This is a genomic window from Glaciecola sp. KUL10, assembly GCF_003203515.1.
In the GTDB taxonomy this organism is placed as follows: domain Bacteria; phylum Pseudomonadota; class Gammaproteobacteria; order Enterobacterales; family Alteromonadaceae; genus Glaciecola.
In genome coordinates this window covers 97,717-121,425 of sequence record NZ_BGNG01000011.1, presented here as the reverse complement: position 1 = coordinate 121,425, position 23,709 = coordinate 97,717, and the positions used below count along the sequence as shown (strand labels likewise).

At 40.7% G+C, this 23,709-nt stretch carries 19 protein-coding genes and 1 pseudogene; 15 read left to right on the top strand and 5 right to left on the bottom strand.

Annotated features, from left to right (window positions below; all coding sequences use genetic code 11):
- Positions 1-277: 277 nt before the first annotated feature.
- The 12 genes and pseudogenes from KUL10_RS16060 to KUL10_RS16010 all read left to right on the top strand — a co-directional run bounded on the left by KUL10_RS16060 (position 278) and on the right by KUL10_RS16010 (position 11,689).
- Complete coding sequence (locus KUL10_RS16060) at positions 278-511, top strand: EF-hand domain-containing protein (RefSeq protein ID WP_110429964.1); 234 nt, start codon at positions 278-280, stop codon at positions 509-511.
- 271 nt (positions 512-782) lie between these two features.
- Positions 783-2,348 (top strand): methyl-accepting chemotaxis protein, encoded by a 1,566-nt coding sequence (locus KUL10_RS16055; protein WP_110429963.1) that lies wholly within the window; start codon positions 783-785, stop codon positions 2,346-2,348.
- 123 nt (positions 2,349-2,471) lie between these two features.
- The gene (locus KUL10_RS18945) at positions 2,472-2,600 is read left to right on the top strand and encodes a hypothetical protein (protein WP_255417699.1); all 129 of its coding nucleotides are present in this window, start codon (positions 2,472-2,474) and stop codon (positions 2,598-2,600) included.
- Between the two features lie 17 nt (positions 2,601-2,617).
- A pseudogene (gene apt, locus KUL10_RS16050) lies at positions 2,618-3,155 on the top strand (adenine phosphoribosyltransferase).
- 6 nt (positions 3,156-3,161) lie between these two features.
- Positions 3,162-5,579, top strand: a complete 2,418-nt coding sequence (gene dnaX, locus KUL10_RS16045; protein WP_110429962.1) for a DNA polymerase III subunit gamma/tau — start codon at positions 3,162-3,164, stop codon at positions 5,577-5,579.
- Positions 5,580-5,609: 30 nt separating this feature from the next.
- Positions 5,610-5,936, top strand: coding sequence for a YbaB/EbfC family nucleoid-associated protein (locus tag KUL10_RS16040; RefSeq protein ID WP_110429961.1), 327 nt, complete (start codon positions 5,610-5,612; stop codon positions 5,934-5,936).
- A gap of 127 nt (positions 5,937-6,063) precedes the next feature.
- Positions 6,064-6,507 carry a hypothetical protein gene (locus KUL10_RS16035; protein ID WP_110429960.1) on the top strand — a complete coding sequence of 148 codons (444 nt, stop codon included), beginning with the start codon at positions 6,064-6,066 and terminating at the stop codon, positions 6,505-6,507.
- A 166-nt stretch (positions 6,508-6,673) separates the two neighbouring features.
- A complete protein-coding gene (locus KUL10_RS16030; RefSeq protein WP_110429959.1) occupies positions 6,674-7,348 on the top strand; it encodes a hypothetical protein in 675 nt (224 codons plus the stop codon).
- A 116-nt stretch (positions 7,349-7,464) separates the two neighbouring features.
- Entirely contained in the window at positions 7,465-8,064 is a 600-nt protein-coding gene (gene recR, locus KUL10_RS16025) for a recombination mediator RecR (protein ID WP_110429958.1), read from the top strand.
- A gap of 130 nt (positions 8,065-8,194) precedes the next feature.
- Entirely contained in the window at positions 8,195-10,117 is a 1,923-nt protein-coding gene (htpG, locus tag KUL10_RS16020) for a molecular chaperone HtpG (RefSeq protein WP_110429957.1), read from the top strand.
- 208 nt (positions 10,118-10,325) lie between these two features.
- Entirely contained in the window at positions 10,326-10,970 is a 645-nt protein-coding gene (adk, locus tag KUL10_RS16015; protein ID WP_110429956.1) for an adenylate kinase, read from the top strand.
- Between the two features lie 227 nt (positions 10,971-11,197).
- Entirely contained in the window at positions 11,198-11,689 is a 492-nt protein-coding gene (locus KUL10_RS16010; RefSeq protein ID WP_110429955.1) for a GAF domain-containing protein, read from the top strand.
- A 286-nt stretch (positions 11,690-11,975) separates the two neighbouring features.
- Here KUL10_RS16010 and KUL10_RS16005 read toward each other — a convergent pair whose 3' ends face one another.
- On the bottom strand, positions 11,976-12,473 hold the full coding sequence (locus KUL10_RS16005) for a DUF2244 domain-containing protein (protein WP_110429954.1): 498 nt from the start codon (positions 12,471-12,473) through the stop codon (positions 11,976-11,978).
- 116 nt (positions 12,474-12,589) lie between these two features.
- On the opposite strand from KUL10_RS16005, the gene KUL10_RS16000 reads away from it, so the two are divergent.
- From KUL10_RS16000 to KUL10_RS15990, 3 genes are read left to right on the top strand one after another with little or no spacing between them, the layout of a single operon-like run.
- A complete protein-coding gene (locus KUL10_RS16000; RefSeq protein WP_110429953.1) occupies positions 12,590-13,486 on the top strand; it encodes a sulfite exporter TauE/SafE family protein in 897 nt (298 codons plus the stop codon).
- 50 nt (positions 13,487-13,536) lie between these two features.
- Positions 13,537-14,847, top strand: coding sequence for an alpha-amylase family glycosyl hydrolase (locus tag KUL10_RS15995; RefSeq protein ID WP_110429952.1), 1,311 nt, complete (start codon positions 13,537-13,539; stop codon positions 14,845-14,847).
- 31 nt (positions 14,848-14,878) lie between these two features.
- The gene (locus KUL10_RS15990) at positions 14,879-16,027 is read left to right on the top strand and encodes a DNA alkylation repair protein (RefSeq protein WP_110429951.1); all 1,149 of its coding nucleotides are present in this window, start codon (positions 14,879-14,881) and stop codon (positions 16,025-16,027) included.
- A 7-nt stretch (positions 16,028-16,034) separates the two neighbouring features.
- On the opposite strand, the gene KUL10_RS15985 is transcribed toward KUL10_RS15990, so the two are convergent.
- The 4 genes from KUL10_RS15985 to KUL10_RS15970 form a co-directional block, all read right to left on the bottom strand.
- The gene (locus tag KUL10_RS15985; protein ID WP_158525412.1) at positions 16,035-19,994 is read right to left on the bottom strand and encodes an EAL domain-containing protein; all 3,960 of its coding nucleotides are present in this window, start codon (positions 19,992-19,994) and stop codon (positions 16,035-16,037) included.
- Between the two features lie 230 nt (positions 19,995-20,224).
- Entirely contained in the window at positions 20,225-21,901 is a 1,677-nt protein-coding gene (locus tag KUL10_RS15980; protein ID WP_110429949.1) for a Na(+)/H(+) antiporter subunit D, read from the bottom strand.
- Positions 21,898-22,206: a hypothetical protein gene (locus KUL10_RS15975; RefSeq protein ID WP_110429972.1), complete on the bottom strand. Its 309-nt coding sequence runs from the start codon at positions 22,204-22,206 to the stop codon at positions 21,898-21,900. The genes KUL10_RS15980 and KUL10_RS15975 overlap by 4 nt, the downstream gene beginning before the upstream one ends.
- Positions 22,207-22,211: 5 nt before the next feature.
- A complete protein-coding gene (locus KUL10_RS15970) occupies positions 22,212-23,705 on the bottom strand; it encodes a proton-conducting transporter membrane subunit (RefSeq protein ID WP_110429948.1) in 1,494 nt (497 codons plus the stop codon).
- Positions 23,706-23,709 lie beyond the last annotated feature (4 nt).

Below are 23,709 nucleotides of genomic sequence, written 5' to 3'. Positions count from 1 at the left end.
TTCATTTTAAGTTATTGTTCAATTGCATGAGCACCTTGTTCATAGAGTTAAAATTTTATAGTCGTTTTGGTTAACACTGACCCTATTGTTCCCTGACCCTATTGTTCCTTAAGTGGCACCTTTAAGACTGTATTTAATTTGCGACTTATTAGCATGAAAAATTCAAGATAAAAATCATAAGTGATTGAAAATTAATATGTAAATAGTATTGGTATATTCTCTGCTATAGCGAAGTAAGACCGGCATGAGGCCAGTCTGCTTACTAGAGGATTTACCCATGAAAAAATTTAACTTTGATACAGCGGCTCTTGTTTTTTGTTCTATTGCAGCATTTGGATTTGCACAAGCAGCAGACGATCTTTTCGTTACACTTGATACAAATTCTGATGGAGTCATTTCAAAAGTAGAAGCGCAAAGTCATGAACAATTAAGCAAATTATTTGATGCGCTCGACTTGGACAAAAACGGTGTGCTGAGTGGGGAAGAATTTGTCGCGACCGGGCTGAAATAAAAAGGTTCGAGTGCGTTAGAAACAATTTTCGATTTAAGCTTCAGGGACGAAGCTGCTTTTTTATACATCCATAAATAGTTTGCGCGAGAATCTAGCATAAACACGTTAAACACATAAAAGCCCTCAAAAATACCCCTTTTCTTAAAACCCAACTTTAGCTTTTGAATGCGTTTTAAACCAAGTAATACAAAATAGTTATAAAATGTTCGAAAAAGCCGATAATGATCATATGTAAATACCTTATTACTGAGTAAAGCTTTGGAGTTTACTTATGTTAAAAATGATTTTGACTTCGATCGTGAGTATTGTTGTCTGTTTTATTTGCTTGCACTACGATTTAGATTCTAACTTCATTATTGGTATCGTTGCGCTGAGTTTTGCTACGTTAATAGTCTTGAGTCAACATCGTCTATCGTCCGCTAAAGATAGTGATGGCGTTGATCTCTCAGCTAATGAACATAAACAGGCTAATAGTCTCGCAGACACAGTTTCTGTCATTGCCAAAAACTCTTCTAAAATCGCGATTGAAAGTGCAAGTGTTTCGTTCTTTGTTGAAAAGTTATCAGGTCTTTTTCACGAGCAGGTTGGCAACAGTAAACAAATAGCAGATAGAGTTAAAACATTAGAATCGTCCAATTCTAATGTAAGTACATTAACAAATGATGTAGTGGACAAGATCGGAAATTCAGAAGTTATGTCGCAACAATCTGCTGCATTGCTCGTTAAAACGAGCACTAAGCAACAGATATTGGAAGATCAAATCCAAACTACAAACACGCTTCTTCTCGAGTTGCGATCAAATGCGAGTGATATTTCTAATATCGTTGAAACGATCAATCAATTAGCAGACCAGACAAATATGCTAGCACTAAACGCCGCAATCGAAGCAGCCAGAGCAGGGGAGCAAGGTCGAGGGTTTGCTGTTGTTGCAGATGAAGTTCGAAATTTAGCAAAGCGCACAACAGAAGCAACACAAAGTATCGAGTCTGTATTATCTAAAATTCTTGATAACAGTGACCAGTCAGTAAAGTCTATCAATTTGGTATCATCTGAAGGGCAGGAGATGACCGAACTGGTAAATGAAGCGACCAGTAAAGTCAGTGATTCAGCTGATACGGCCAAATCTGCAAAAGAAAGTATGGATTTACTCGCACAACAAGTGCAAGAAAGTGAGAGTGTTAATGCGGGTATTTCAGTTAATGCAGACACCCTGTTTGAATCAACTGAAAATCTGCAAAAAGAGCTTACAGAAGTTTCAAGCAAAGTCCTTGAGCTTTCACATCATACAGAGGAAATATTTACTTCATTAAGCGAATTTTCTGTATCAGATAGAAATATTGAAATTGCTGAGATCGCAATAAAAGCGGCAAATGATATTGGTATGTTATTTGAAGTTGCTATCTCAAAGAATCAAATCAATCATTCATCACTATTTGATAAAGACTACAAAGTGATACCAAACACTAATCCAGTCAAACACAGCACAAAATTTGATTCATTCACTGATAAAGTATTACCAGATATTCAAGAACCCATTTTGAATAATAATGATGACATAATTTATGCTGGCGCAGTCAATACTCAAGGTTACTTTCCAACGCATAATTTATGTTTTTCTAAGCCATTAACAGGGGATTACGACACCGATTTAGTATCTAACAGGACTAAACGAATATTCGATGACTATACTGGCGCGCGCTGTGGTGCTCATACTAAAAAGTTTTTACTACAAACCTATAAACGAGACACTGGCGAAATAATGCATGATTTATCTGCGCCAATATACGTGAATGGAAAACACTGGGGTGGATTTAGGATCGGTTATAAAGCAGATTAGTACTCTAACTCTCGTATCCTATATCCCATAAAAATCTGCAGGCTATCAAAGCCTGTTTTTTTTGATCTCGATCAAGTACTATTCGCACTCGTAATTTTATCGACAGCCAATGAGGTATATTAAATGGGCGATAATACAGAATTTAAAGAAGTCTTTAACGTTTGGTATTTTTTTGGAATTTTAGCTGCGCTTGTAGCCTTTCCATTGATGCATATACTCGCTGGTTGGTGGGTCTTCTTTTTCAGTAATTAACACTTCTAGGTAAATCTGTGACAATTGAACTAATCAAGTCAGCCATTACAACCATTCCAAATTATCCTAAACCAGGTATTTTGTTTCGTGACGTAACAAGCGTTCTTTCCGATCATAAGGCGTTTCAAGCGACGATTGAACTTTTTAAAAGCAAATTTTGCAAATATAAAATTTGATAAAATTGTAGGCACTGAGGCGCGTGGGTTTTTGTTTGGGGCACCTCTAGCTTTGGAACTGGGCATTGGCTTCGTTCCAGTGCGTAAACCTAAAAAGCTACCACGAGAAGTGATCAGCGAAGACTATCAACTTGAGTACGGAACCGACACCCTTGAAATCCATAAGGATGCTATCAGTCCTGGTGATAATGTATTAATGATCGATGATCTACTTGCCACTGGCGGTACGATGGTGGCCACCGCTAATCTCATTCGCCGATTGGGTGGAAAAGCTGACTATGCAGGTTTTGTCATAAACTTGCCTGAAATTGGCGGAGAGGCAAGACTCAAGAAAGCTGGGATCGTGCCTTTTAGTTTATGTGAATTTGAAGGCGAGTAAACTGCAATGAGCTATCAGGTGCTAGCAAGGAAGTGGCGACCTCAGAAGTTTTCTGAGTTAGTGGGGCAGGAACACGTTGTTAAAGCAATTAGCAATGCTTTAGCAAATGACAAACTGCACCATGCATATCTTTTCACCGGTACCCGTGGTGTGGGTAAGACAACGATTGCTAGAATCTTTTCTAAAAGCCTAAACTGTGAGACGGGGCAAAGCGCCAATCCTTGTGGAACGTGTAATGCCTGCTTGGATATAGACCAAGGTCGTTACGTCGATCTCCTCGAAATCGACGCCGCATCACGAACGAAAGTAGAGGATACAAGAGAGCTCTTAGATAACGTACAATACAAGCCGACTAGAGGACGATTTAAAGTCTATCTGATCGACGAAGTGCATATGTTGTCCAAGCATAGTTTTAATGCTCTGCTTAAAACGCTTGAAGAGCCACCACCTCATGTCAAGTTTTTGCTGGCAACAACCGATCCGCAAAAATTACCTATCACAATCTTATCAAGGTGTTTGCAGTTTAGTTTAAAGGCACTGAGCCGAGAGCAAATTCAATCGCAATTGAAGCATGTGTTAAGCAATGAAAATATAGTCAATCAAGATGCGGCTTTATCTCACTTGGCACGCGCCGCACAGGGCAGTATGCGAGATGCGCTTAGTTTGACAGACCAAGCCATTGCTCAAGGTAATAACGAAGTCAGTAATGAAGTCGTGATCGCAATGTTAGGTTTGCTCGATAAAAACCATGTATTAAAACTAGCGAAAGCGATAATCGAAAAAAACTCGGCAAAAGCGATGCAGTTACTTGATGAAATATGCATGCACGCGCCAGACTATTCACAAGTTATTTCTGAACTTCTTTCATTATTTCACCAAATTAGTCTCACGCAGATCGTTCCAGAAGTGTGTAAAGTTGAAACACTGAGCCCCAAAGCGCTCTATCAGCTTTCAAAGGCAGTTACACCTGAACATATTCAACTGCTTTATCAGATTGCCTTACAGGGTAAGAAAGATTTACCTTATGCTCCAGACCCCCTTACTGGTCTGCAGATGACCCTTTTGCGTTTGTTAGCTTTTAGTCCTGCAGCACCCGTTGAACTCGATTTGAAGAGTGAACACGCAGAAGTCATAAGCACTAGACCAAATCCTGCACCTGCAACCCCCGAACTTGAAAATAGCGGGGACGCCGACGATGTGGGAAAGTCGGTAACTGACGTTGAACAGCATTTTGATGCTGTGGATATGCCTGCAGTAACGCAAGAATTAGTAGATAAAGAAACAGAAAAACTTGCAAATTCCCAGCTTCAACACGACGATGCCCTTGTTGAACAAGTTGAACAAGTTGAACAAGTTGAACAAGTTGAACAAGTTGAACAAGTTGAACAAGTTGAACAAGTTGAACAAGTTGAACAAGTTGAACAAGTTGAACAAGTTGAACCTCCAATCGATGACTTTGATGCTCAGATGATGGCAATGAGTGCTGATGAAGACGAAGAAGCACTTTCCCCGCTTTTTGAAGAAATGCATCAGATCGAAGCGCAAGCCGATGAAGACAAGCAATCGCTTGCTATTCAACAAGATGATAGTGATATCGACGGTGTTGCCGCCATTGAAGACTTATTTGCAATTCAAGATGATTTAGAAAAAGCGGTCACAAGCAGACCGCAAAAGGTAAAAGAAAAAAGTCAGCCGAGTGATATCTTAAACCGCTTCCTTGCAGATGATGTAAAAGCTGGGGTTACCACTGACAACCCGCCTGAAACTGAGGCCGAGACACTTACAAATGAAGTGGAGGCAGTTGAAGCCAATGCGACGCAAGCAGGTGGTAGTACTGAGTCTTCATCTGATAATGCGGGGGATGCGCAAGCGGCTAACGAGATTCAAACTAATGAAAGCGAGGCCGCAGCGTCGGATGTTGTTCCAGAGTTAGCTGAAGAAGCTATACCCAGTCCTCCCAGTATCCCCAATATTGCAGCTAAACCAGCAGACATTGATATTTCAGCTTATTTAGACTCGGGTGAAAAGCTACTAAAGGCGGAGCAAATCGACAAATGGAGCTCGATGGTTGAACAACTCTCAGCTTTAAATGTTAAGGGGCTGAACAAACAGCTGTTACTTAAGTCAAATCTAATCAGTGCTGGCGATAAAGTAGTTTTAAGGCTCTGTAAAAACGAACAGCATCTAAACGAGCCCCAATCTAGACAAAGTATTATAGAAGCTTTGTGTAGTCACTTTGGCAAAGAAGTAGAACTTGAACTGCAAATTGGTGAAGTTGATGCTACCCCTGAGCAAATTCAAAAGGCAATTGATGATATGAGGCAACGTCATGCTGAAAATATTGTCAACAACGATGAAACTATCCAAGAAATCATCAAAGCATTTGATGGGCGTATTGTAAGTAATTCAATCATCCCCATTTAACAGATAAATAAATAAAGAGAGAGACATTTTATGTTTAAAGGCGGCATGGGCAATATGATGAAACAAGCCCAACAAATGCAAGAAAAAATGAAAAAAGCGCAAGACGAGCTGGCGACACTTGAAGTGACGGGTGAAGCAGGCGCTGGCATGGTGAAAATTACAATGACATGTAACCATAATATTCGCCGTGTAGATATTGACGAATCGTTGATGGACGATGACAAGGACATGCTTGAAGACTTAATTGCGGCAGCAATGAATGATGCTGTGCGTCGAGTTCAAGAAACCAGCCAAGAGAAAATGGCCGGTGTTACTGGTGGGATGAGTCTACCGCCAGGCTTTAAGATGCCTTTCTAAAAAATCTCCTTTACTTCTGCACAATGTGCAGAAGTATTCTTGCTATATTGAAAATAGGCGCTTGTTTATTGAGTGAGAGGCAGTAATCGAGACGCCTAAACCTTGTTTTTAATATAGGAATAAAATTATGATTGATACAATTGGCAATGCCGCGTCAATGCGTCCGCCACCTCCACCAAAAATGAATGAAAATGCTGAGATCACTGACGATCAAAAAGCACTCATTGAGCAAACCCTAGCTGAATATGAGGCTGACAATTTAAGTCAAAGCGATGCAAAGGATATTGCCAATACCTTTAAAGAGGCTGGAATTGAGCCCAATAAGGCGTTTAGTGAAGCCTTATCAGAAGTGGGTTTCGATGCGAAAGAAATTCGTGATCTCGCTAGAGGGGAAAGAGGACAACGTCCACCCAAGCAAGAGGGAAGTTCTACTGGACTTGACTTGTCATCGGTAACTAGCTTTTTAGACTCAGTATCCACAAGTAACAGCAACGGTGCGAGCTTATCAGCGAGTATCGCTCAAAAATTCGGTATATCTGAAGGTCAGTCTTTGATCAACGTGACCGCTTAGTTCTCTTACTATTAATAACAGCCAAAAGTGCTTACTATTGGCTGTTATTTTTTAATTTCGGTTTCCTGCTTTTGCACCCAAACCTATTCAACAATCAACAAAAAAATGGACTTTGTTCTTAAATAAGTCGTAACCACACTAAGGTCCGTTAGTAACGACACTTCTTGTGAAAAAAATCTACCTGTCAACGCCGATTCGAGTTTGCTTTTATGCATTGCTATTAATGCTATGCGGATGTGCACCACAATCAACTAGTGACATGATTAAACTGTCTGCAGAGCAAACAATTAAACTTAAGACTTTATCTAATTTTCTATTAACAGCAGATAATCCAAACAACGATCTACTAGCATTTGCACAGTCAGTGGAAACTGTTTTGGTTGAAATTCAACTGGATTACCCTAGTGAATCAACACACGCCAATATTACGCAAGTAAATCACTTCCATAATAGCGGTATGACGGACATAAGGGACGAGTTAATCGAACTACAAGCAATCTTTAACTTTTGCTTATTTGGTGCAGAAACAGGGCTAAACAACAGACTTGAAAACCTAGCTCTGTTAATAAATCAAAGCACTCGAGACAACATTAATGATATTACGTTTTATTACGCCGATAATGACACTCGCTTGTTAGCGTTTTCAATAGAAAGTAGCGATGCTCGATACTATGTTGGCTTCAACTATTCTTGGGAAATCCACGAAATGCCGCTTCCCTTCGGATTTATGGCTTCCACAAAAGTCACCACCTGGGAATCTGACATTGGTCGCCTAAACACTTTTGTGACTCAACAACCCATCATTATTAGGCCTTTTACGGCCATCATTATTGCGGTTTAATCAGGTTTATAAGTGAATACTGATTTTGAATGTTACTATTATGCAATCTAGTGCGTATACTCATATGCTTTCAAAAAGTAACTTACCAATAACCACTAATAACAAAGAGATTTTGCGTGTCATTCAGTCCATTAATTAGCGAACTTATCAATAGCTTAAAGTGTTTACCTGGCGTAGGTGCCAAAAGCGCTCAGCGTATGGCGTTTACGCTGTTAGAGCGCAATCGCGACGGCGCAATGCAATTGAGCGCAGCCTTGCATAACGCAATGGAGCATGTGACTCATTGTGAACAGTGCCGAACATTTACCGAATCAAAGCTCTGTAAAATTTGTGATAATCCATTGCGCTCAGAATCAGGTCAGCTTTGCATTGTTGAATCCCCTCAAGATGTGTTGGCCGTAGAATCAACCTCAGAGTACAAAGGCAAATATTTTGTATTAATGGGACATTTGTCGCCGATTGACGGGATAGGGCCCAAAGAAATTGGTTTGGATAAATTAGACGATTTGTTAGTCAAAGCATCGATTAAAGAAGTGATTCTTGCGACCAATCCAACGATTGAAGGCGAAGCCACTGCTCACTACATTGGACAGATGTGCAAAGCCAAAGAAATCGCGGCGACTCGAATCGCGCATGGTGTGCCGGTTGGCGGTGAATTGGAATATATTGACGGCAATACGCTAACACATGCATTCACAGGCAGACGCAGTCTGTAGTGTTTTGCTAAAAACACGTTAATTTAAAAAAAACTCATCAAAGAGCATTGAAAAAATCAATGCTCAACCCTACTTACTCTTCAATTAGTAATTCCCCTTAATTGAACAAAGCAGTAGGAGATACTTGGCTATGGCTGAGACAGTCCAACAAGAAACCCATGGGTTTCAAACCGAAGTAAAACAACTATTACAACTTATGATCCACTCTTTGTACTCAAACAAAGAGATTTTCTTGCGCGAGCTAGTGTCTAACGCTGCCGATGCAGCGGACAAGTTGCGCTTTAAAGGCCTATCAGATGATAGCCTTTACGAGGGCGACAGCGATTTACACGTCAAAGTGAGCGTAGACAAAGACGCAGGTACCTTAACCATTTCTGACAATGGCATTGGTATGACGAAAGAAGAAGCCATCGCTAACCTTGGAACCATTGCTAAGTCAGGTACGGCAGACTTCTTTAGTAAGTTATCGGGTGACCAAACCAAAGACTCACAATTGATCGGTCAATTTGGTGTTGGTTTCTACTCTGCATTTATCGTTGCTAACCGAGTCGTTGTGAAAAGCCGTGCGGCTGGTGCTGATAAATCAGCTGGCGTGCGCTGGGAATCAGAAGGTGAAGGTGAGTTTTCTGTTGCAGACATTGAAAAAGAAACGCGTGGCACCGAGATTACGCTTTTCCTACGCGACGATGAAAAAGAATTTGCCGATGATTGGAAAGTCAGGTCGATTATCACTAAGTATTCTGATCACATCAGTATTCCTGTTCAAATGTACAAGGAAGAAGTGCCCGAGCGCGATGGCCCTGACGGCGAGAAGATTCCAGCTGAACCCGCGAAGTGGGAACCTATAAACAAAGCGACCGCTCTTTGGACGCGTGAAAAATCTGATATTTCTAAAGAAGAGTACAACGAGTTTTACAAGCACGTTTCCCATGATTTTGCGGACCCATTAACGTATTCACACAACCGTGTTGAAGGTAAAACTGAGTACACTAGCTTGTTATATATTCCGTCAAAAGCACCTTTTGATATGTGGAATCGCGATCAGGCTCACGGCCTTAAGTTATATGTGCAACGCGTTTTCATCATGGATGACGCAGAGCAGTTTATGCCAACGTACTTGCGCTTTGTTAAAGGTTTGCTCGACTCAAACGATTTACCATTAAACGTGTCGCGCGAAATCCTTCAAGATAACAAAGTCACCCAAGCGATTCGCCAAGGTTGTACTAAGCGCGTATTGGGTATGCTTGAAAAAATGGCGAAAAACGATGCTGAAAAGTATCAAGCGTTTTGGGCTGAATTCGGCAACGTATTGAAAGAAGGCCCAGCTGAAGACTTCGCAAATAAAGACAAAGTTGCTGGACTATTGCGTTTTGCTTCAACTCACGACGAATCAGGCGCTCAAAGCGTATCTTTGGCTGATTACATTTCTCGCATGCAAGAAGGCCAAGACAAGATTTACTTTGTGACAGCAGATAGCTATCAAGCTGCGAAAACTAGCCCACACTTAGAAATCTTCCGCAAGAAAGGTATCGAAGTATTATTAATGGGTGAGCGCATTGATGAGTGGTTAATGTCACACTTAACAGAATTTGAAGAAAAGCAATTCCAGTCTATTGCTCGCGCTGATTTAGACTTAAGCGATCTTGATGATGATGAAAGCAAGAAAGCTAAAGAAGAAGCCGAGAAGCAGGTAGAGGGAGTGCTTGATCGCGCGAAAGCCGCACTTGGTGAAAAAGTTGAATCAGTCAAATTTACACATCGCCTTACCGATTCTCCTGCTTGTATTGTGGCAGATGAAAACGGGATGACAACGCAAATGGCTAAGTTAATGGCGTCTGCGGGTCAGCCAGTACCTGAGCCTAAGTATCACTTTGAACTTAACCCAGAGCACAATTTAGTTAAGCTGATGTCCGACGTACAAGACGAAGACCAGTTTAAGCAATGGGCAGAAGTTTTGTTTGATCAAGCGGCCTTGTCTGAGCAGGGTAGCCTTAAAGATCCGGCGACCTTTGTGAACAACCTTAATGGCCTATTGGCAAGCTTAGCCAAATAGCGATAAATGGTAAGACCATATAAGGTTCATGAAAAAACTTGAAAGGCGGGCTTAGCAAGCTCGCTTTTTTATTGAATAGAAATCAAACTGCTCAATTTATTCGCTATTAGTCTTAGCAGTCGGCATTTAAACCGAATTAGACTTGTGAAGATAAAGCCTAAGCGGTACAGTTTGCCTGATAAAATTTTAACTTTTTGGAGGACGCTTAATGCGCATCATTCTTCTTGGCGCACCTGGTGCGGGAAAAGGGACTCAAGCCCAATTTTTAATGAAAAAATTTGGCATTCCACAAATATCGACCGGTGACATGTTGAGAGCTGCGATTAAGGCCGGCACTGAAATGGGCTTAGCGGCAAAAAAAGTAATGGATGCAGGGCAACTAGTTTCTGATGATATTATTATTGGTTTAGTAAAAGAACGAATTGCACAAGACGATTGTGAGACTGGTTTTCTTTTAGACGGTTTTCCTCGCACTATTCCTCAAGCCGATGCGATGAAAGAAGCGGGTGTTAAAGTTGACCATTGTCTTGAGTTTGATGTACCCGATGACGTAATCGTTGATAGGATGAGTGGTCGGCGTGTTCATCCTGCATCAGGGCGTGTTTACCATGTTGTCTACAACCCACCTAAAGTAGAAGGTAAAGACGACGAAACTGGTGAAGACCTAATTATTCGTGATGATGACAAAGAAGCTACAGTGCGCGACCGATTAGGCGTTTACCATACACAAACAAAGCCGTTAGTAGACTATTATCAAGCTGCAGCAAAAGAGGGATTATGTGAATATCACCGTCTTGATGGCACGCAAGCTGTAGAAAAAGTCAGTGAAAAGCTGGCGAACATATTAGCCTAGGCTTTTTGACTCATTGCTTTAAGGCTGCTTAATCGAGTTAAGCAGCCTACTATTCAACGTTTTTCACCTTTCACCTATCAACTTCTTTTATCATTTTTCATTCTCTTTCTTCACTACTCTCTTTTTTATAGTTTATTTAGACGAAAGTTTGATACAAAACTAGTACTAAGACTAATTTCCTACTAATCTATAGTTTGGAATATAAAAACAAACAAAAAATGGAACTTATGAAAGAGCCCATACTGCCTCGTGATGAGGCTGACAGATTAGCCAAACTAAACTCATTAAGCATCTTAGATTCTGCTGCAGAAGAGCGCTTTGACCGTATTACTCGTATCGCAAAGAGACTTTTTAATGTGCCTATCGTTTTGGTAAGTTTAATTGACGAAGACAGGCAATGGTTTAAATCCTGCATAGGGCTTGATGTGCTGCAAACTGGTCGAGATATATCTTTTTGTGGTCATGCTATTCATGATTCACGCTTGTTTGTGGTCGAAGATACCGCACTAGATCCTCGGTTTAGCGATAACCCTTTAGTATTAAATGAACCCTTTATAAGGTTTTACGCAGGTTGCCCTTTGCAAATGGGAGACGGTAGTGCATTGGGTACACTTTGTTTGATTGATAATCGTGTGCGTAGCTTTTCAAAACAAGACCTTGAGTTGTTCAAGGATTTGGGGAAAATTACGGAGATGGAGTTGTCGCTAACTTCACTGTAATTTAGGGTTTTGTATTTAATATGAATTTAGGACTGGTTGTTTTTGCAAACAGTCCTAGTCAGGGTATCAGTAGAATACCGTTTAGCGCCAATCTAACTCTATAAACAAAGGCTCATTTTCCCCTTGTAAACCACACATTTCGTCGTAAGGCGTGTTTTGCTTTAGCTATATCTTGTCAAACCTTTGTCCAGCAACCTGCTGTTTAATAGTATTGATGCATTGGAATTGCATCGAGTCATTGTGTTTATTTTTTAAACGTCGGTGTTGAGCGAAAGATCAACAGGCACTAGTCTTTCCACCAATGATTATTGCAAACGATATACCCCAGCGTCTCAAAACTCTCTTTCAAGACTTTTATATCGTTTACGTTTAAAAACTCACCTAGCTTAATTTCTAGCCCTTGATTTTGAAGTGTGAAGATAGGTGCACGCCAGTTAAGTTCACTTTTCTCAATGTGTACTTCTAAGCCTTGTTTGCTAATCGACTCTCGAGAGATTCGTTTGTTTATACCAGTTTCGATAAGAATTTCTTCATCATGAAAGGTGATTACTTGCGTCAGGTAGGTCCAATGTGTAACGCGATATAACAAATAAGCGAATAAGCCCACTTCTAAACCCGCGAACGGTAGCACTAACCATGCCCCAACAAAAAACCATGCCAAGGCGATGACCATGACAAAAAATATCATGATACTCATCACCCATTTAGCCTCTCGCCAACTAAGTGAACGGTTTGGCCTTAGAATGATTTGTGCAGGCTGTTGTTGATGTTTGAGTTCAACCATTTTGTTACCCTAAACACTGTACTTTTACTAAAACTCTGGCAAAGTTGGCTCAGATTTTTATTATAGCCTTACGTGTGCTGGCATGCTTGCGTAAGTAGAAACGGGAGACGTTCTTCTTGAATGCTTTTATAAGACTAGTTATCAATCATCGCATAAAATTTGCTTTGCTTTGCGTTTGGTTAGTAGTGCTTTTTATTCAGCAAGACACGCTAAGGATCATAAGTGAATATTTTGCGTTTTTCTTCTTAGGCATAACCGGTGCTATTTTTGCGAATACCACGGGTGCTGGTGGTGGTGTTGTTTTCGTTCCGTTTTTTAACCAATTATCCATGTCTACACAATCTATAGTGGCAACTAGTTTCGCTATTCAATGCTGCGGCATGACGGCTGGAGCGTTGACTTGGTTTAGGCATTACAAGGCAGTCGAAATATTCAACCCAGACTGGAAAATGTTACCAAAAGCGCTACTGTTAACGACGATTTTTTCGGTAACAGGGATTGTATTAACACAGTATCTCTTGTCTGGTTTTGCATTGGGGTTACAGGATTCGCTTCATATTGGTTTTGGGGTGTTTTCAATACTTCTCGCACTGGCTATCTATGCATCGATACCTTTGCTAAATAAAACAATTTTCAATAATACCTTAACTCGCTATGACCTGATTATGCTTGCGTTGGTTGCCCTAGCGGGTGGAATAGTGACAGCGTGGCTGTCTGTTGGAGTAGGCGAATTAGTCGCTGTGTATCTAATACTCAGAGGGTTTAGTATTACATTTGCCATCGCTTTGGCAGTAATTTTGAGTGCTTTTACTGTTTGGTCAGCGATTCCTTATCATATATTTATCAGCGAAGCAGTGTATTACCAGATCCTACTTTTCGCAGGAGCGGGCGCCATCATTGGAGGATTGGTGGCGAAGACTATTGTGATGCGATTCTCTATCGTTAAACTAAAAATATTTTTCGCAACATGGGTAATGATTATGGGCATTGCAGGACTGCCATTATTCTCATAGGCTAGTTAACCGTATTATGCTTATGCAAAATAAACTCTGAGAGGAACGACATGAGTGTCAAATATCCTGTTGAAGAAATGGTGAAATTTAAATCCCCTGATTGGACCAAAAATGCGTCGATTTATCAGGTAAATACTCGCCAGTATAGCGCTAAAGGAGACTTTGCATCTGTCACTCTAGACTTGGCGCGCATCAAACGGCTGGGGTGTGACATCGTTTGGATAATGCCAATTCATGAAATCGGCCTTAAAAACCGTAAGGGAAAATTAGGGAGTCCTTACGCGGTCAAAGACTACTATTCAATTAACCCCGAATTCGGAACTGAATCTGATCTAAAAGCATTAGTGGCAACAGCGCACAGTCTCGACCTAAAGGTTATTCTAGACTGGGTTCCTAACCATAGCGCTTGGGATAACCCTATTGTTGAAAGTCATCCAGATTGGTATGCCAAGGACCACAAGGGAGATTTTAGGCCCTCACCCTGGTGGGATTGGGACGATATAATCGAGTTTGATTATGATCAGGTTGATTTGCGTGAATACATGATAAATGCACTGTGTTATTGGGTTCGTGAATTTGATATTGATGGCTACAGATGCGATGTGGCGGGGTATGTTCCTAATGACTTTTGGAAGCAAGCGAGACAAGCCTTGGATCGAATTAAACCTGTGTTTATGTTAGCAGAATGGGAAAACAGAGATCTGCATATGTACGCTTTTGATATGAGCTATGCGTGGTCTTGGAATGAAACGTTGTTTGCAATCGTAAAAGGCGATGCTTGTTTGGATAAGTTGAGAAAATACTACTCATGGAATGAACGTGCTTGGCCCAAAAAAGCGTTCAGAATGACGTTTATTAGTAATCACGACGAAAATGCATGGGAGGGCACGCCAAATGAGAAATTCGGCAATGCACAAAAAGTATGTATCGTTCTTTCGTGTCTAGGGGAAGGTATGCCGCTTATTCACAATGGTCAAGAAGCTGGAGAGAGCAAGCGCCTCGCTTTCTTTGAACGAGATCCTATTGAATGGCAACCACACGAAATTGGCGATTTTTATCAACGTCTATTAACGATAAAAAAAGCGCATTCGGCATTGTGGAATGGTGAATATGGTGCCACGATGATTCAAGTGCCTAATTCTAATCAGAGTAATATTTTCAGCTTTATTCGACAAGATACGCACAGTAAATGGTTCATCGTTTTAAATTTTAATGCCCAAGAACAGGCCGTCGACTTTGGTGAATCACTGTTTTTAGGTGAATATGAAGATGCGCTTACAAACGAATCAATACACCTCGAAAGTAGCACTATATTAAACCTTGCATCATGGGGTTATAAGGTGTTTAAAGCTAAAAGGTAGACGACTTTAGTCAATAGTGGGAGCGGCCTCAATGGCAGACGCGTTTAAACATGTTTTTTCTTTAAGCAGTATTACAAATATGGCGAATCACCTAGAGAAATCGTTCGGTGAGGTGGACAGCCTGAAAGATTTACATTTTAACAAACAAGCGTTTATTGAGGCTGCCACCAAAAGCATAGACCAACTTGAAATGAAGCAACGCTCAGATCAAATTGTCAGTGCGTTGGTCGAATTTATGCCAGAGGATTTTGAAGAGTGTGCAAAGGTATTCATGGGTGCTCTGTCTAAAGAGCAGGATGGAGGTGGACTCGGTAATACGCTAGCAAGGAAAAATAGTGGTATTGAAGGTTGGTTAATTTCACCTATGGCTGATTATGTTGGCAAGTATGGACGGGGTAATTTCGAAACTAGCATGAGGTTGTTTAAAGCGTTTACAACACGTTTCTCTTCAGAGTTTGGTATTCGATATTTTCTTATGAACAAGCCTGAGCAAACGCTTGAGCATTTGCGTACTTGGTTAAATGATGACAACCATCATGTTCGTCGATTAATTTCGGAGGGAACAAGGCCCAGATTACCGTGGGGTATGCGTTTAGACGGTTTTGTTAACGAGCCGGAGCCTGTTATCAAGTTAATTTCTATGCTGAAAGACGATGAATCTGAATATGTGCGTCGCTCAGTCGCCAATAATCTAAATGATATCGCTAAAGACCATCCACAGACAATATCTAAACTAGCAGCTACTTGGTTAATAGGAGCATCGAAAGACAGAGTTCGCTTGGTTAAGCATGCTTGTCGAACACTCTTAAAAAATGGCCATCCAGCTACCTTGAGGGTGTTTGGGTTTGAATCACCTGAAATAGAGAAAGTATCATTTGCTCTGGCACCTAAAGTAGTAGAAGTAGGAGAAACCCTTAGTATTGAGTTTACATCTCGAGCTAAATCCAACCAAACTTGGATGATTGATTATGCGATACATCATCGCAAAGCGAATGGAACAACTCGGCCTAAAGTGTTTAAGGGAAAGCAAGTAAAGGTTGAGGAGGGCAAGCTAGTTCACTTTAACAAGCTACACTCATTTAAACCGGTCACAACAAGAGTCTATTATGAGGGCGAACATGCGGTTGAAATTTTTATTAATGGACAATCAGTGTGTAAAGCTTACTTTGAGTTGATTTAGCGCGTTATTAATTCTTATTGGTTCGACTGATACAAAAAGAGTCATGTTGCAACACTAACTGATTTGCATCTTTTTCACTCAGTGGCTTAGCTAGATAAAAACCCTGTGCCAGATCGCACTCAAACTCTTTCAAATATGTTAATTGAATTTCAGTTTCAATACCTTCTGCGGTGACTTGCTTACCTAACCCTTTCCCAAGTGAGACTATCGCTTTTAGGATTTTTAAAGCGCTTGGATTGGTAATTTCATTAGTATTATTGTCGATTGCAGCAACAAAAGAACGATCTATTTTCAAATATTGGACAGGAATCTCATTTAGGTATGCTAGTGATGAATAACCTGTGCCGAAATCATCAAGGGCTAAATCAATTTGTCTTTGTTTCAGCTTTGAATAGAGTTGGCTCAGTTGATGACTATTTTCGATAAGTAAAGATTCGGTTAGTTCGAGCTTCACATATTTTGAGTCTATACCAACATCATCCATAATATCGTCGAGTAAATCCAAAAAGTGAGTATTGCGAAGTTGGTTACTTGATAAGTTGATCGAAATTGTGGGCGCTAACTCACTAGTGGATTGATGCCAGCGCATTGCCTGACGACACGACTCAGCCAATACCCATTCACCTATTTCCCAAATCAACCCCGTTTCTTCAGCAATAGGTATGAAGTCTAGTGGAGATATAAAGCCTTTTTTGGGATGATACCAACGAATAAGTGCCTCAAAGCCAGTTAATATATTTGTTTTTAAATCAAAAATAGGTTGATAGGCAAGCTGAAAGCCTCTTTTTTCAACTGTTTCTCTAAGATCCTGTTCTATTTCACTCGTTTTAAGTGTTTGCGCTTGCATACTTAAATCAAAGGTTTTAAACGTGCTTTTTCCTGCTTCTTTTGCATGATACATGGCAATATCAGCATTCTTCAGCACTGTAGGCACTTTGTCATAAGCTAGATCGCACAGCACAAGTCCTACGCTAACATTAAAATATACGGTCGCTTCATTTATCTTAAAGGGTCTTTCAAATGCTTTCACGATTGTTTCGGCGAGGGCTTCTGCTTCATCTTTTGTACAGTCCTCAAGTACGACTGTGAATTCGTCACCGCCTAATCTACCCGCGTGCCCTTTGTTCGGTATTTGATTTAATAAGCGGCGGGCACATGAAATAAGCAATTTATCACCAAATAAGTGCCCAAGCGTATCGTTGATTTGTTTAAACCGATCACCATCCAAAAACATCACTGCGTAGTTAAAGCTTCTTTCCGTTTTTGTTCGATTAATCAAGGTTTCGATATGCTGTGTTATCCATTGGCGATTTGGAAGGTCTGTTAATGAATCATGAAACGCCATATGTAAGAGCTTCTCTTCTGCTTGTTTACGCTCGTTAACCTCACATTGTAGCTCTTGAGTTCGTTGAAGAACTCGGTCTTCCAATTCTTGATTTAGCGCCGAAAGTGATTCACTGGCTCGCTCCAACTCTGCTGTGTATTGCGCTAGCTGTTTGGTTTTTTCATTTACTTTTTGGCTCAGGTATCTTTCCCTTCTGATATTGACTGATAGCCTGACTCGAGTAATTGAGTATGTAGTTAATGCTAGCAAAATGATAACGAGTGCGGAAAACCACCATGTAGACCACCAAGGAGGTAATACCGTAAATACGAGTCGATTGGGTTCGCTGCTCCATACACCACTACTGTTGGCCGCAAATACTTCGAAGGTATACTCGCCAGCCGGTAGGTTGGTGTAATTGGCAAACCTCTCATTTGCATCTACCTCTACGTAGTCATTCTGCCAACCTTTCAATCGGTATCGGAATCGATTGTGCTCTGGAAATATGTAATTAGGGGAAGTAAAGGCAAACCTCAGACTGTTGCTTGTGTAGGGTAGTTGATATTTACCAGCGTCATTTACAAACTCAGTTAATCTTTTAGTAGACTCCCCTAACGTGTTTTTACTAAATATATCTACTTGACTAATTCGGGCTTTAGAAACGACATCATTGGTGGGAAGTTGTCCATTTTCAATCACGGTGATACCGTATTTTCCAGGCATAAATAAACGATTTTCACTGATCAAAAACTCGCCGTGAGTGCTTTGTTCGTTCCCAGTGAGGCCATCTCGTTGGTAATATCGGCTAATTATTTGAGTATCGAGATCAATAATCGAAAGTCCATTGCTAGTAGCGACCCAAAGTTGACCGTTGTAGGGGGCGAGATAACCCACTTCGTTGGCCGATAAGCCATTAGTAACATCATATATTTGATAGTCGCCGGTGATCGAGTTAAGGTTTATTACACCTCTAAATGAACCGAGCCAGATGCTTTTCTCTGATTCAACATGCACGTATGTTAATCCGCCATATTTTTCATCAAATAAAGTCGTAAATTCACCACTATTTATATCCAACACTTCTAGCCCGTGCTGACCAACCACATAAAGCTTGTCGTTAATTATTTGAAGGTCATAAATCTCTATATTATTAATATTCGAGTTGCCGCCGGCATCTTTATGAATATAGTTGCGAAAAGTCTTTGTCTTTAAATCGAAGTGTTGTAAGCCCATGCCCCAGATAGAGAGCCAAATACCATTATTATGATCACTTTCAACAGAAAAAATATTGTTCCCTGCAAGGCTCTGATTTGACGGTAGTTTAATATCCTTTTGAAAAGTTTCTATTTCCATTGTTTCGGGATTTATCTTTGATAATCCTCCTGACCAAGTTCCTGCCCAAATATTGTTATGCTCATCTTGTGCGATAGTGATAACTGAGTTTGAACTCAAACTATTGGCTTTGTTACGAACACTTTTGAGGTTTCTAAACTCTCCCGATTTTGGATTCAAGATGTTGATTCCCCCGCCATCTGTAGCAAACCATATTTCACCATTAGGTCTTTCAATACCGTCAAAAGAGTGTGGAAAGTAATTGTCTATTGGCTCATTGGCAAGGTCTCTAAAACGGCGCATTTTTTCTAACTTAGGGGAGACTCTGATCAAGCCATATTGATTCATCGCTAACCAAAGAGAGCCATCTTTGTCTTCAAAAATATCTTCAATTGTCGCAAATGGCAGTCGATTTTTTTCATTAAAAGAGGCGCTTAGACAAATAAATTTATCACCAGCGGGTTTATAGAGACACAAGCCCGCTTTTTCTAAACCCACCCACAGTCTGTTGTTTGAATCAATAAATGTCGTCGTCACATCTTGTGTAGCTAACCCTGAAGACTGATAACTATTGCCATAAAGGTGCGTTTCAAAAGTAGACGTGTTTACTCTAAGAAGGCCTTTTTGAGTGCCTAACCAAAGACTTCTGTTTTGTTCATCAATCGACATATTGCGTAGGATGAAGCTATTAAAATACCCGTCTAACGGCGTTGTTACTTTTTCCAGCGTCTTTGAATCAATACTAAACCGGTAAAGTCCTTGGTATGAAGTAAACCAAATGACGTGTTCGCTTTTCTCATAAACCATTGAGATGACATCTTTTGGACGAGTATCCCCGTTCTTAAAATCAAAGTGTTGGACTATTTCTTCTGTTGCCAAATCAAACATAGTAAGTCCACTGCCTAGGCCCCCGAACCAAAGAAAGCCATTTTTATCTTCTATCATTCCATAAACAATCCATTCTTTTGTGTTTTCGATTAGTACAAATTTATCGAGTGTATCATCGTAATAATTGATGCCGGATTGGCCGGCCCATAGCTTTCCACTTTGGTCTACGATAAAAGAGGGGTTGTTAACTTGTGAGCCGTCTCCGGCATATGGGAGTGGGTAGCGCTTGAGTTTATAGCCGTCAAAAAGGCTGATTCCTCCTTCTCCTGATAACCACAAAAAGCCACTTCTATCTTGAATTGTTTGGCGAATAAACGGCACAGACTGTTCGTTATCGGTGATTATTGGAAACGCACGAAAATGCTCGATAGACTCGAGTTCTTGCAAATAATCCTCAGAAAAACTGGAAAATGAAAACATCATTACCAGTATCATCAGTAATAACTGTAACCTTAATTTGAAAATTTTTAAGTCCTAAACACTCACCGACTAATATGTATAGGTTATCGGAGTTTAGCGATAAAGTATTAATGTTTTGGTGAGTAGGGGGCTAGGCAGAAAGGCGTGAAGTTTATATGACTTTTTTGAAAACTAGCCTAGAGTGTTATCTTATAGGATACCGTCTAAAAACGTGAAAAGTATATCACGCAGTTTTAAACAAACTGCGTGATAAAAGCCAAGACAACTAATACTACAAACCCGATTGCCATTCTAAAGGTCATAGTTGCTGCATTAGCATCACTATCTCGTTTCATTACAGGGATGGATGCAATTATAGCGTTACCTAACGAAATGAATGAGGTTTTCAGTTGACTCAGTTTCGCTAAAATATAAAGCCCAGATGTAGGCATGGCAGTTCTATAAATCCATTCAACATCCAAATTGACCGATTTTAACTCTGGTGGATAAAGCCCTTTCTTGTTTAGCCATACAAACGCTAACGCCGAGAAGAACAACAACTGCAATTGAGTCAATGTGTGCGTAACGTCATATGGAACATAGGTGTTATCCCAAGGTAACAATGAATAAAGCATTGTTGGATAGCTTCCGATTGCGATACACAGAACTGATGCAATACCCATCGCTATTAGCATGTTATTAGGAGCCTCTTTGGGACGCATACCTGAATCATGTGCAAAAAATGCAAAGAATGGAATCTTAATACCTGCGTGATGGAATACGCCAGCGGAGGCAAATAACAACATTAGCCAAAGGTATTCGTGACCCGCTTCAATCATGGCAGCCATCACCATACTCTTACTGACGAAACCACTAAACAAAGGAAAAGCTGAAATAGAGGCGGCACCTACGATACAAAATATCGTGGTTTTCGGCATTGTCTTATAAAGTCCCCCCAAATGTGAGCCCTTAACATGTCCTACACGCGTCAATACTGCGCCCATCGTCATAAACAATAGACCTTTAAATATAACATCGTTAAATGCGTGAGCAACGGTGCCATTTAGTGCTAGTGCTGTTCCTATTCCAATTCCACACACCATAAAACCCAATTGGTTTATTAAGCTGTATGCCAACACTTTGCGAAGATCGTTTTCTATGACTGCGTAGAATATAGGGAAACATGTCATTGCGGCGCCAATATAGACCAATAAATCCTCGCCTGGAAATGTTCTAGCAAGCATATAAATTGCACATTTAGTGGTAAACGCGGATAAAAAAACAGTGCCAACTGGCGTAGCTTCAGGATAGGCATCAGTCAGCCACGTGTGTAGAAAAGGAAAAGCTGCTTTAATTCCGAAGGCAATCAGTAAAAACCACGAAGCGACAGACCCCAAACCGATATATTCGATATTTAGTGAACCAGTATCGCGATAGTACATGAGTGCGCCAAATAGAAGTAATACGCCCGAAAGTACTTGAATAATTAAGTAACGAATACCTGCTTCTCTGGCTGCCTGCGTGCGTCTCGCGAAAACGAGGTATGCCGAGGTGAGGGCAAGTAACTCCCAGAATATAAACAAAGTGACAAAATCCCCAGCAAACACAGCGCCGATCGCTGAGCCCGCGTACGCTAGTCCTGCCACGAGTTGGACTTTGTCTTTGATGTGTAATGCATAAATAACACATATAAAACAAGCAAGGTGGAACAAATAGCCAAACAGCAAGCTTAGCTTATCTACTTCCATCAACTCTAAGGTAAATGTATGAACGCTGACGTCGTATGATTGTGTATTTGTTCCGCTCAGGAATAGTAAAATGCCGTTAACTAGAGGAATCAGTACAACAAAATATTTAAACCTATTAGGTAGCACTGCAAGAAGTGCTGCACCAATAAAAAAGGGTAAAAATGCGGGGATGCTATATATCATTTGGGCATCTCCTCACTTTCATCTTTTCGTTCATCGTAATAACTTTCGTCCTTCATAAATATCTTACGCATCTCTTTTGCTATGACGACAAGAACAACGCAGGCGACAAAACCATAAAGTGCATAAAAGGTCGGAATTTCTTCAAAACTGACATAAATATGCCGGTGGACAACAAAATCCGCGATGACTAAGAGGGCACAAAGGACGTAAAAAACCTTTAGGATAAGCGCTACATTTGCTGGCTTATCAAAAAAATCTTCAGCTTCACCTTCAGGTTTTTTGTGTGAGTGATTATCAGTGCTCATGCTCATTACGCCTTTGTTAAAGTAGCTGACAACTCATAAAAGAGCGACGGATCGAAAAACAGATAAATAGTGATGGCAGTGGGTATTGCCATTCCGATTAAGCAAGGGATTGGGGCTTCTTTTATACCTACATCTTCATTATCAGCAGGCATGAAAAATGCCTTTACAGGTATGCTTAAAAGATAATAGATGTTTAACATTGAACTGATTGCTAACGCCGTGAGAACAGCCCAAAAGGTAAGCTCAGCCCCGCTGAATTCAAGTCCGCCAGATACCAAGTACCATTTACTCCAAACACCACCAAATATAGGTAAGCCAATAATACTTAATGTACCAATAGTAAATACTGCAAAGGTAAATGGCATTTGTCGACCAAGGCCAGATAATTGGCTTACGTTCTTTTTATGTGTAGTAACAAGAATCGCCCCCGCAGCGAAAAACAAAGATATCTTAGCAAACGCATGCATGGCGATATGCATAGAGCCGCCAAGGACACCAAGTTTATTTGCCAATAGGGCGCCTAACACGATGTAACTGAGTTGGCTAACGGTGGAGTATGCAAGTCTCTCTTTTAAATTATCTTTCTGAAGCGCGATTAAGCTAGCAGCAACAATTGTGAACAAGGGAACAAAGAGCAACCAGTCGTTTGCCTGTGTTTGTGTAATAAAGTCAGTGCCAAAGATAAACACAATCACTTTTAGAATTGAAAACACACCGGCTTTAACTACGGCTACTGCGTGTAACAGAGCACTTACTGGTGTTGGTGCAACCATGGCAGAAGGGAGCCAGCGGTGCAAAGGCATTAGGCCCGCCTTACTGATACCAAAAAGAAATAGAAGCAACAAAGGGGCTGTCCAAACAGCGTCTAAGTTCCCTTCAAGCACCCCGCCTTGTGTAAAGGTTAGGTCTCCAGCCACAAACCACACGATAATCATCGCGGGCAAAAAGAACAAAATGGACGATCCCATCAAAATTCTAATGTAATTGCGCCCACCTCTACGCGCATTTCTTGAACCGGCATGCGTAACTAGAGGGTAGGTAGAGACGGTTAATACTTCATAAAACAAGAATAAAGTGAATAAGTTATCCGAGTATGCAACAGCCATTACGCCAGCAATTGCTAGCGCAAACAACAAGTAAAAGCGTGTCTGATGCTTTTCGTGATGTGCACGCATGTATCCAATGGCATATGTGGATGTTGCGATCCAAAGGCCGCTTGCAATAAGTGCAAACATACTTCCAAATGGAGTCGCAGAGAAAGTGACTGAAAGTCCTTCGATCGGCTCGGCAATAGAAAACTTGGAATTTACAACTGCGTCTGCTTGAGACCAATCTAAACCTTGATAGATGAGGATATTGATCACAAACACAACTATCGCGGTGACTAATGTCACGGCCTCTCGCAGGTTGGGCTTGTTGTCGAAGCGAGTCAGTATTAAACCACCAAAAACAGGTACTAACATACTGGCGATAATTAGGTGAGACATCGAAAAGTCCATTAAT

Bases quoted from the DNA above. Each gene is read 5' to 3' on its own strand.
- KUL10_RS15990 (WP_110429951.1), top strand. From the start codon at position 14,879: ATGGCAGACGCGTTTAAACATGTTTTTTCTTTAAGCAGTATTACAAAT.
- KUL10_RS16055 (WP_110429963.1), top strand. From the start codon at position 783: ATGTTAAAAATGATTTTGACTTCGATCGTGAGTATTGTTGTCTGTTTT.
- htpG (WP_110429957.1), top strand. From the start codon at position 8,195: ATGGCTGAGACAGTCCAACAAGAAACCCATGGGTTTCAAACCGAAGTA.
- KUL10_RS15985 (WP_158525412.1), bottom strand. From the start codon at position 19,994: ATGATGTTTTCATTTTCCAGTTTTTCTGAGGATTATTTGCAAGAACTC.
- KUL10_RS16005 (WP_110429954.1), bottom strand. From the start codon at position 12,473: ATGGTTGAACTCAAACATCAACAACAGCCTGCACAAATCATTCTAAGG.
- adk (WP_110429956.1), top strand. From the start codon at position 10,326: ATGCGCATCATTCTTCTTGGCGCACCTGGTGCGGGAAAAGGGACTCAA.
- dnaX (WP_110429962.1), top strand. From the start codon at position 3,162: ATGAGCTATCAGGTGCTAGCAAGGAAGTGGCGACCTCAGAAGTTTTCT.
- KUL10_RS15975 (WP_110429972.1), bottom strand. From the start codon at position 22,206: ATGAGCACTGATAATCACTCACACAAAAAACCTGAAGGTGAAGCTGAA.
- KUL10_RS16040 (WP_110429961.1), top strand. From the start codon at position 5,610: ATGTTTAAAGGCGGCATGGGCAATATGATGAAACAAGCCCAACAAATG.
- KUL10_RS16060 (WP_110429964.1), top strand. From the start codon at position 278: ATGAAAAAATTTAACTTTGATACAGCGGCTCTTGTTTTTTGTTCTATT.
- KUL10_RS18945 (WP_255417699.1), top strand. From the start codon at position 2,472: ATGGGCGATAATACAGAATTTAAAGAAGTCTTTAACGTTTGGTATTTT.
- KUL10_RS15995 (WP_110429952.1), top strand. From the start codon at position 13,537: ATGAGTGTCAAATATCCTGTTGAAGAAATGGTGAAATTTAAATCCCCT.
- KUL10_RS16035 (WP_110429960.1), top strand. From the start codon at position 6,064: ATGATTGATACAATTGGCAATGCCGCGTCAATGCGTCCGCCACCTCCA.
- KUL10_RS15980 (WP_110429949.1), bottom strand. From the start codon at position 21,901: ATGATATATAGCATCCCCGCATTTTTACCCTTTTTTATTGGTGCAGCA.
- KUL10_RS16010 (WP_110429955.1), top strand. From the start codon at position 11,198: ATGAAAGAGCCCATACTGCCTCGTGATGAGGCTGACAGATTAGCCAAA.
- KUL10_RS15970 (WP_110429948.1), bottom strand. From the start codon at position 23,705: ATGGACTTTTCGATGTCTCACCTAATTATCGCCAGTATGTTAGTACCT.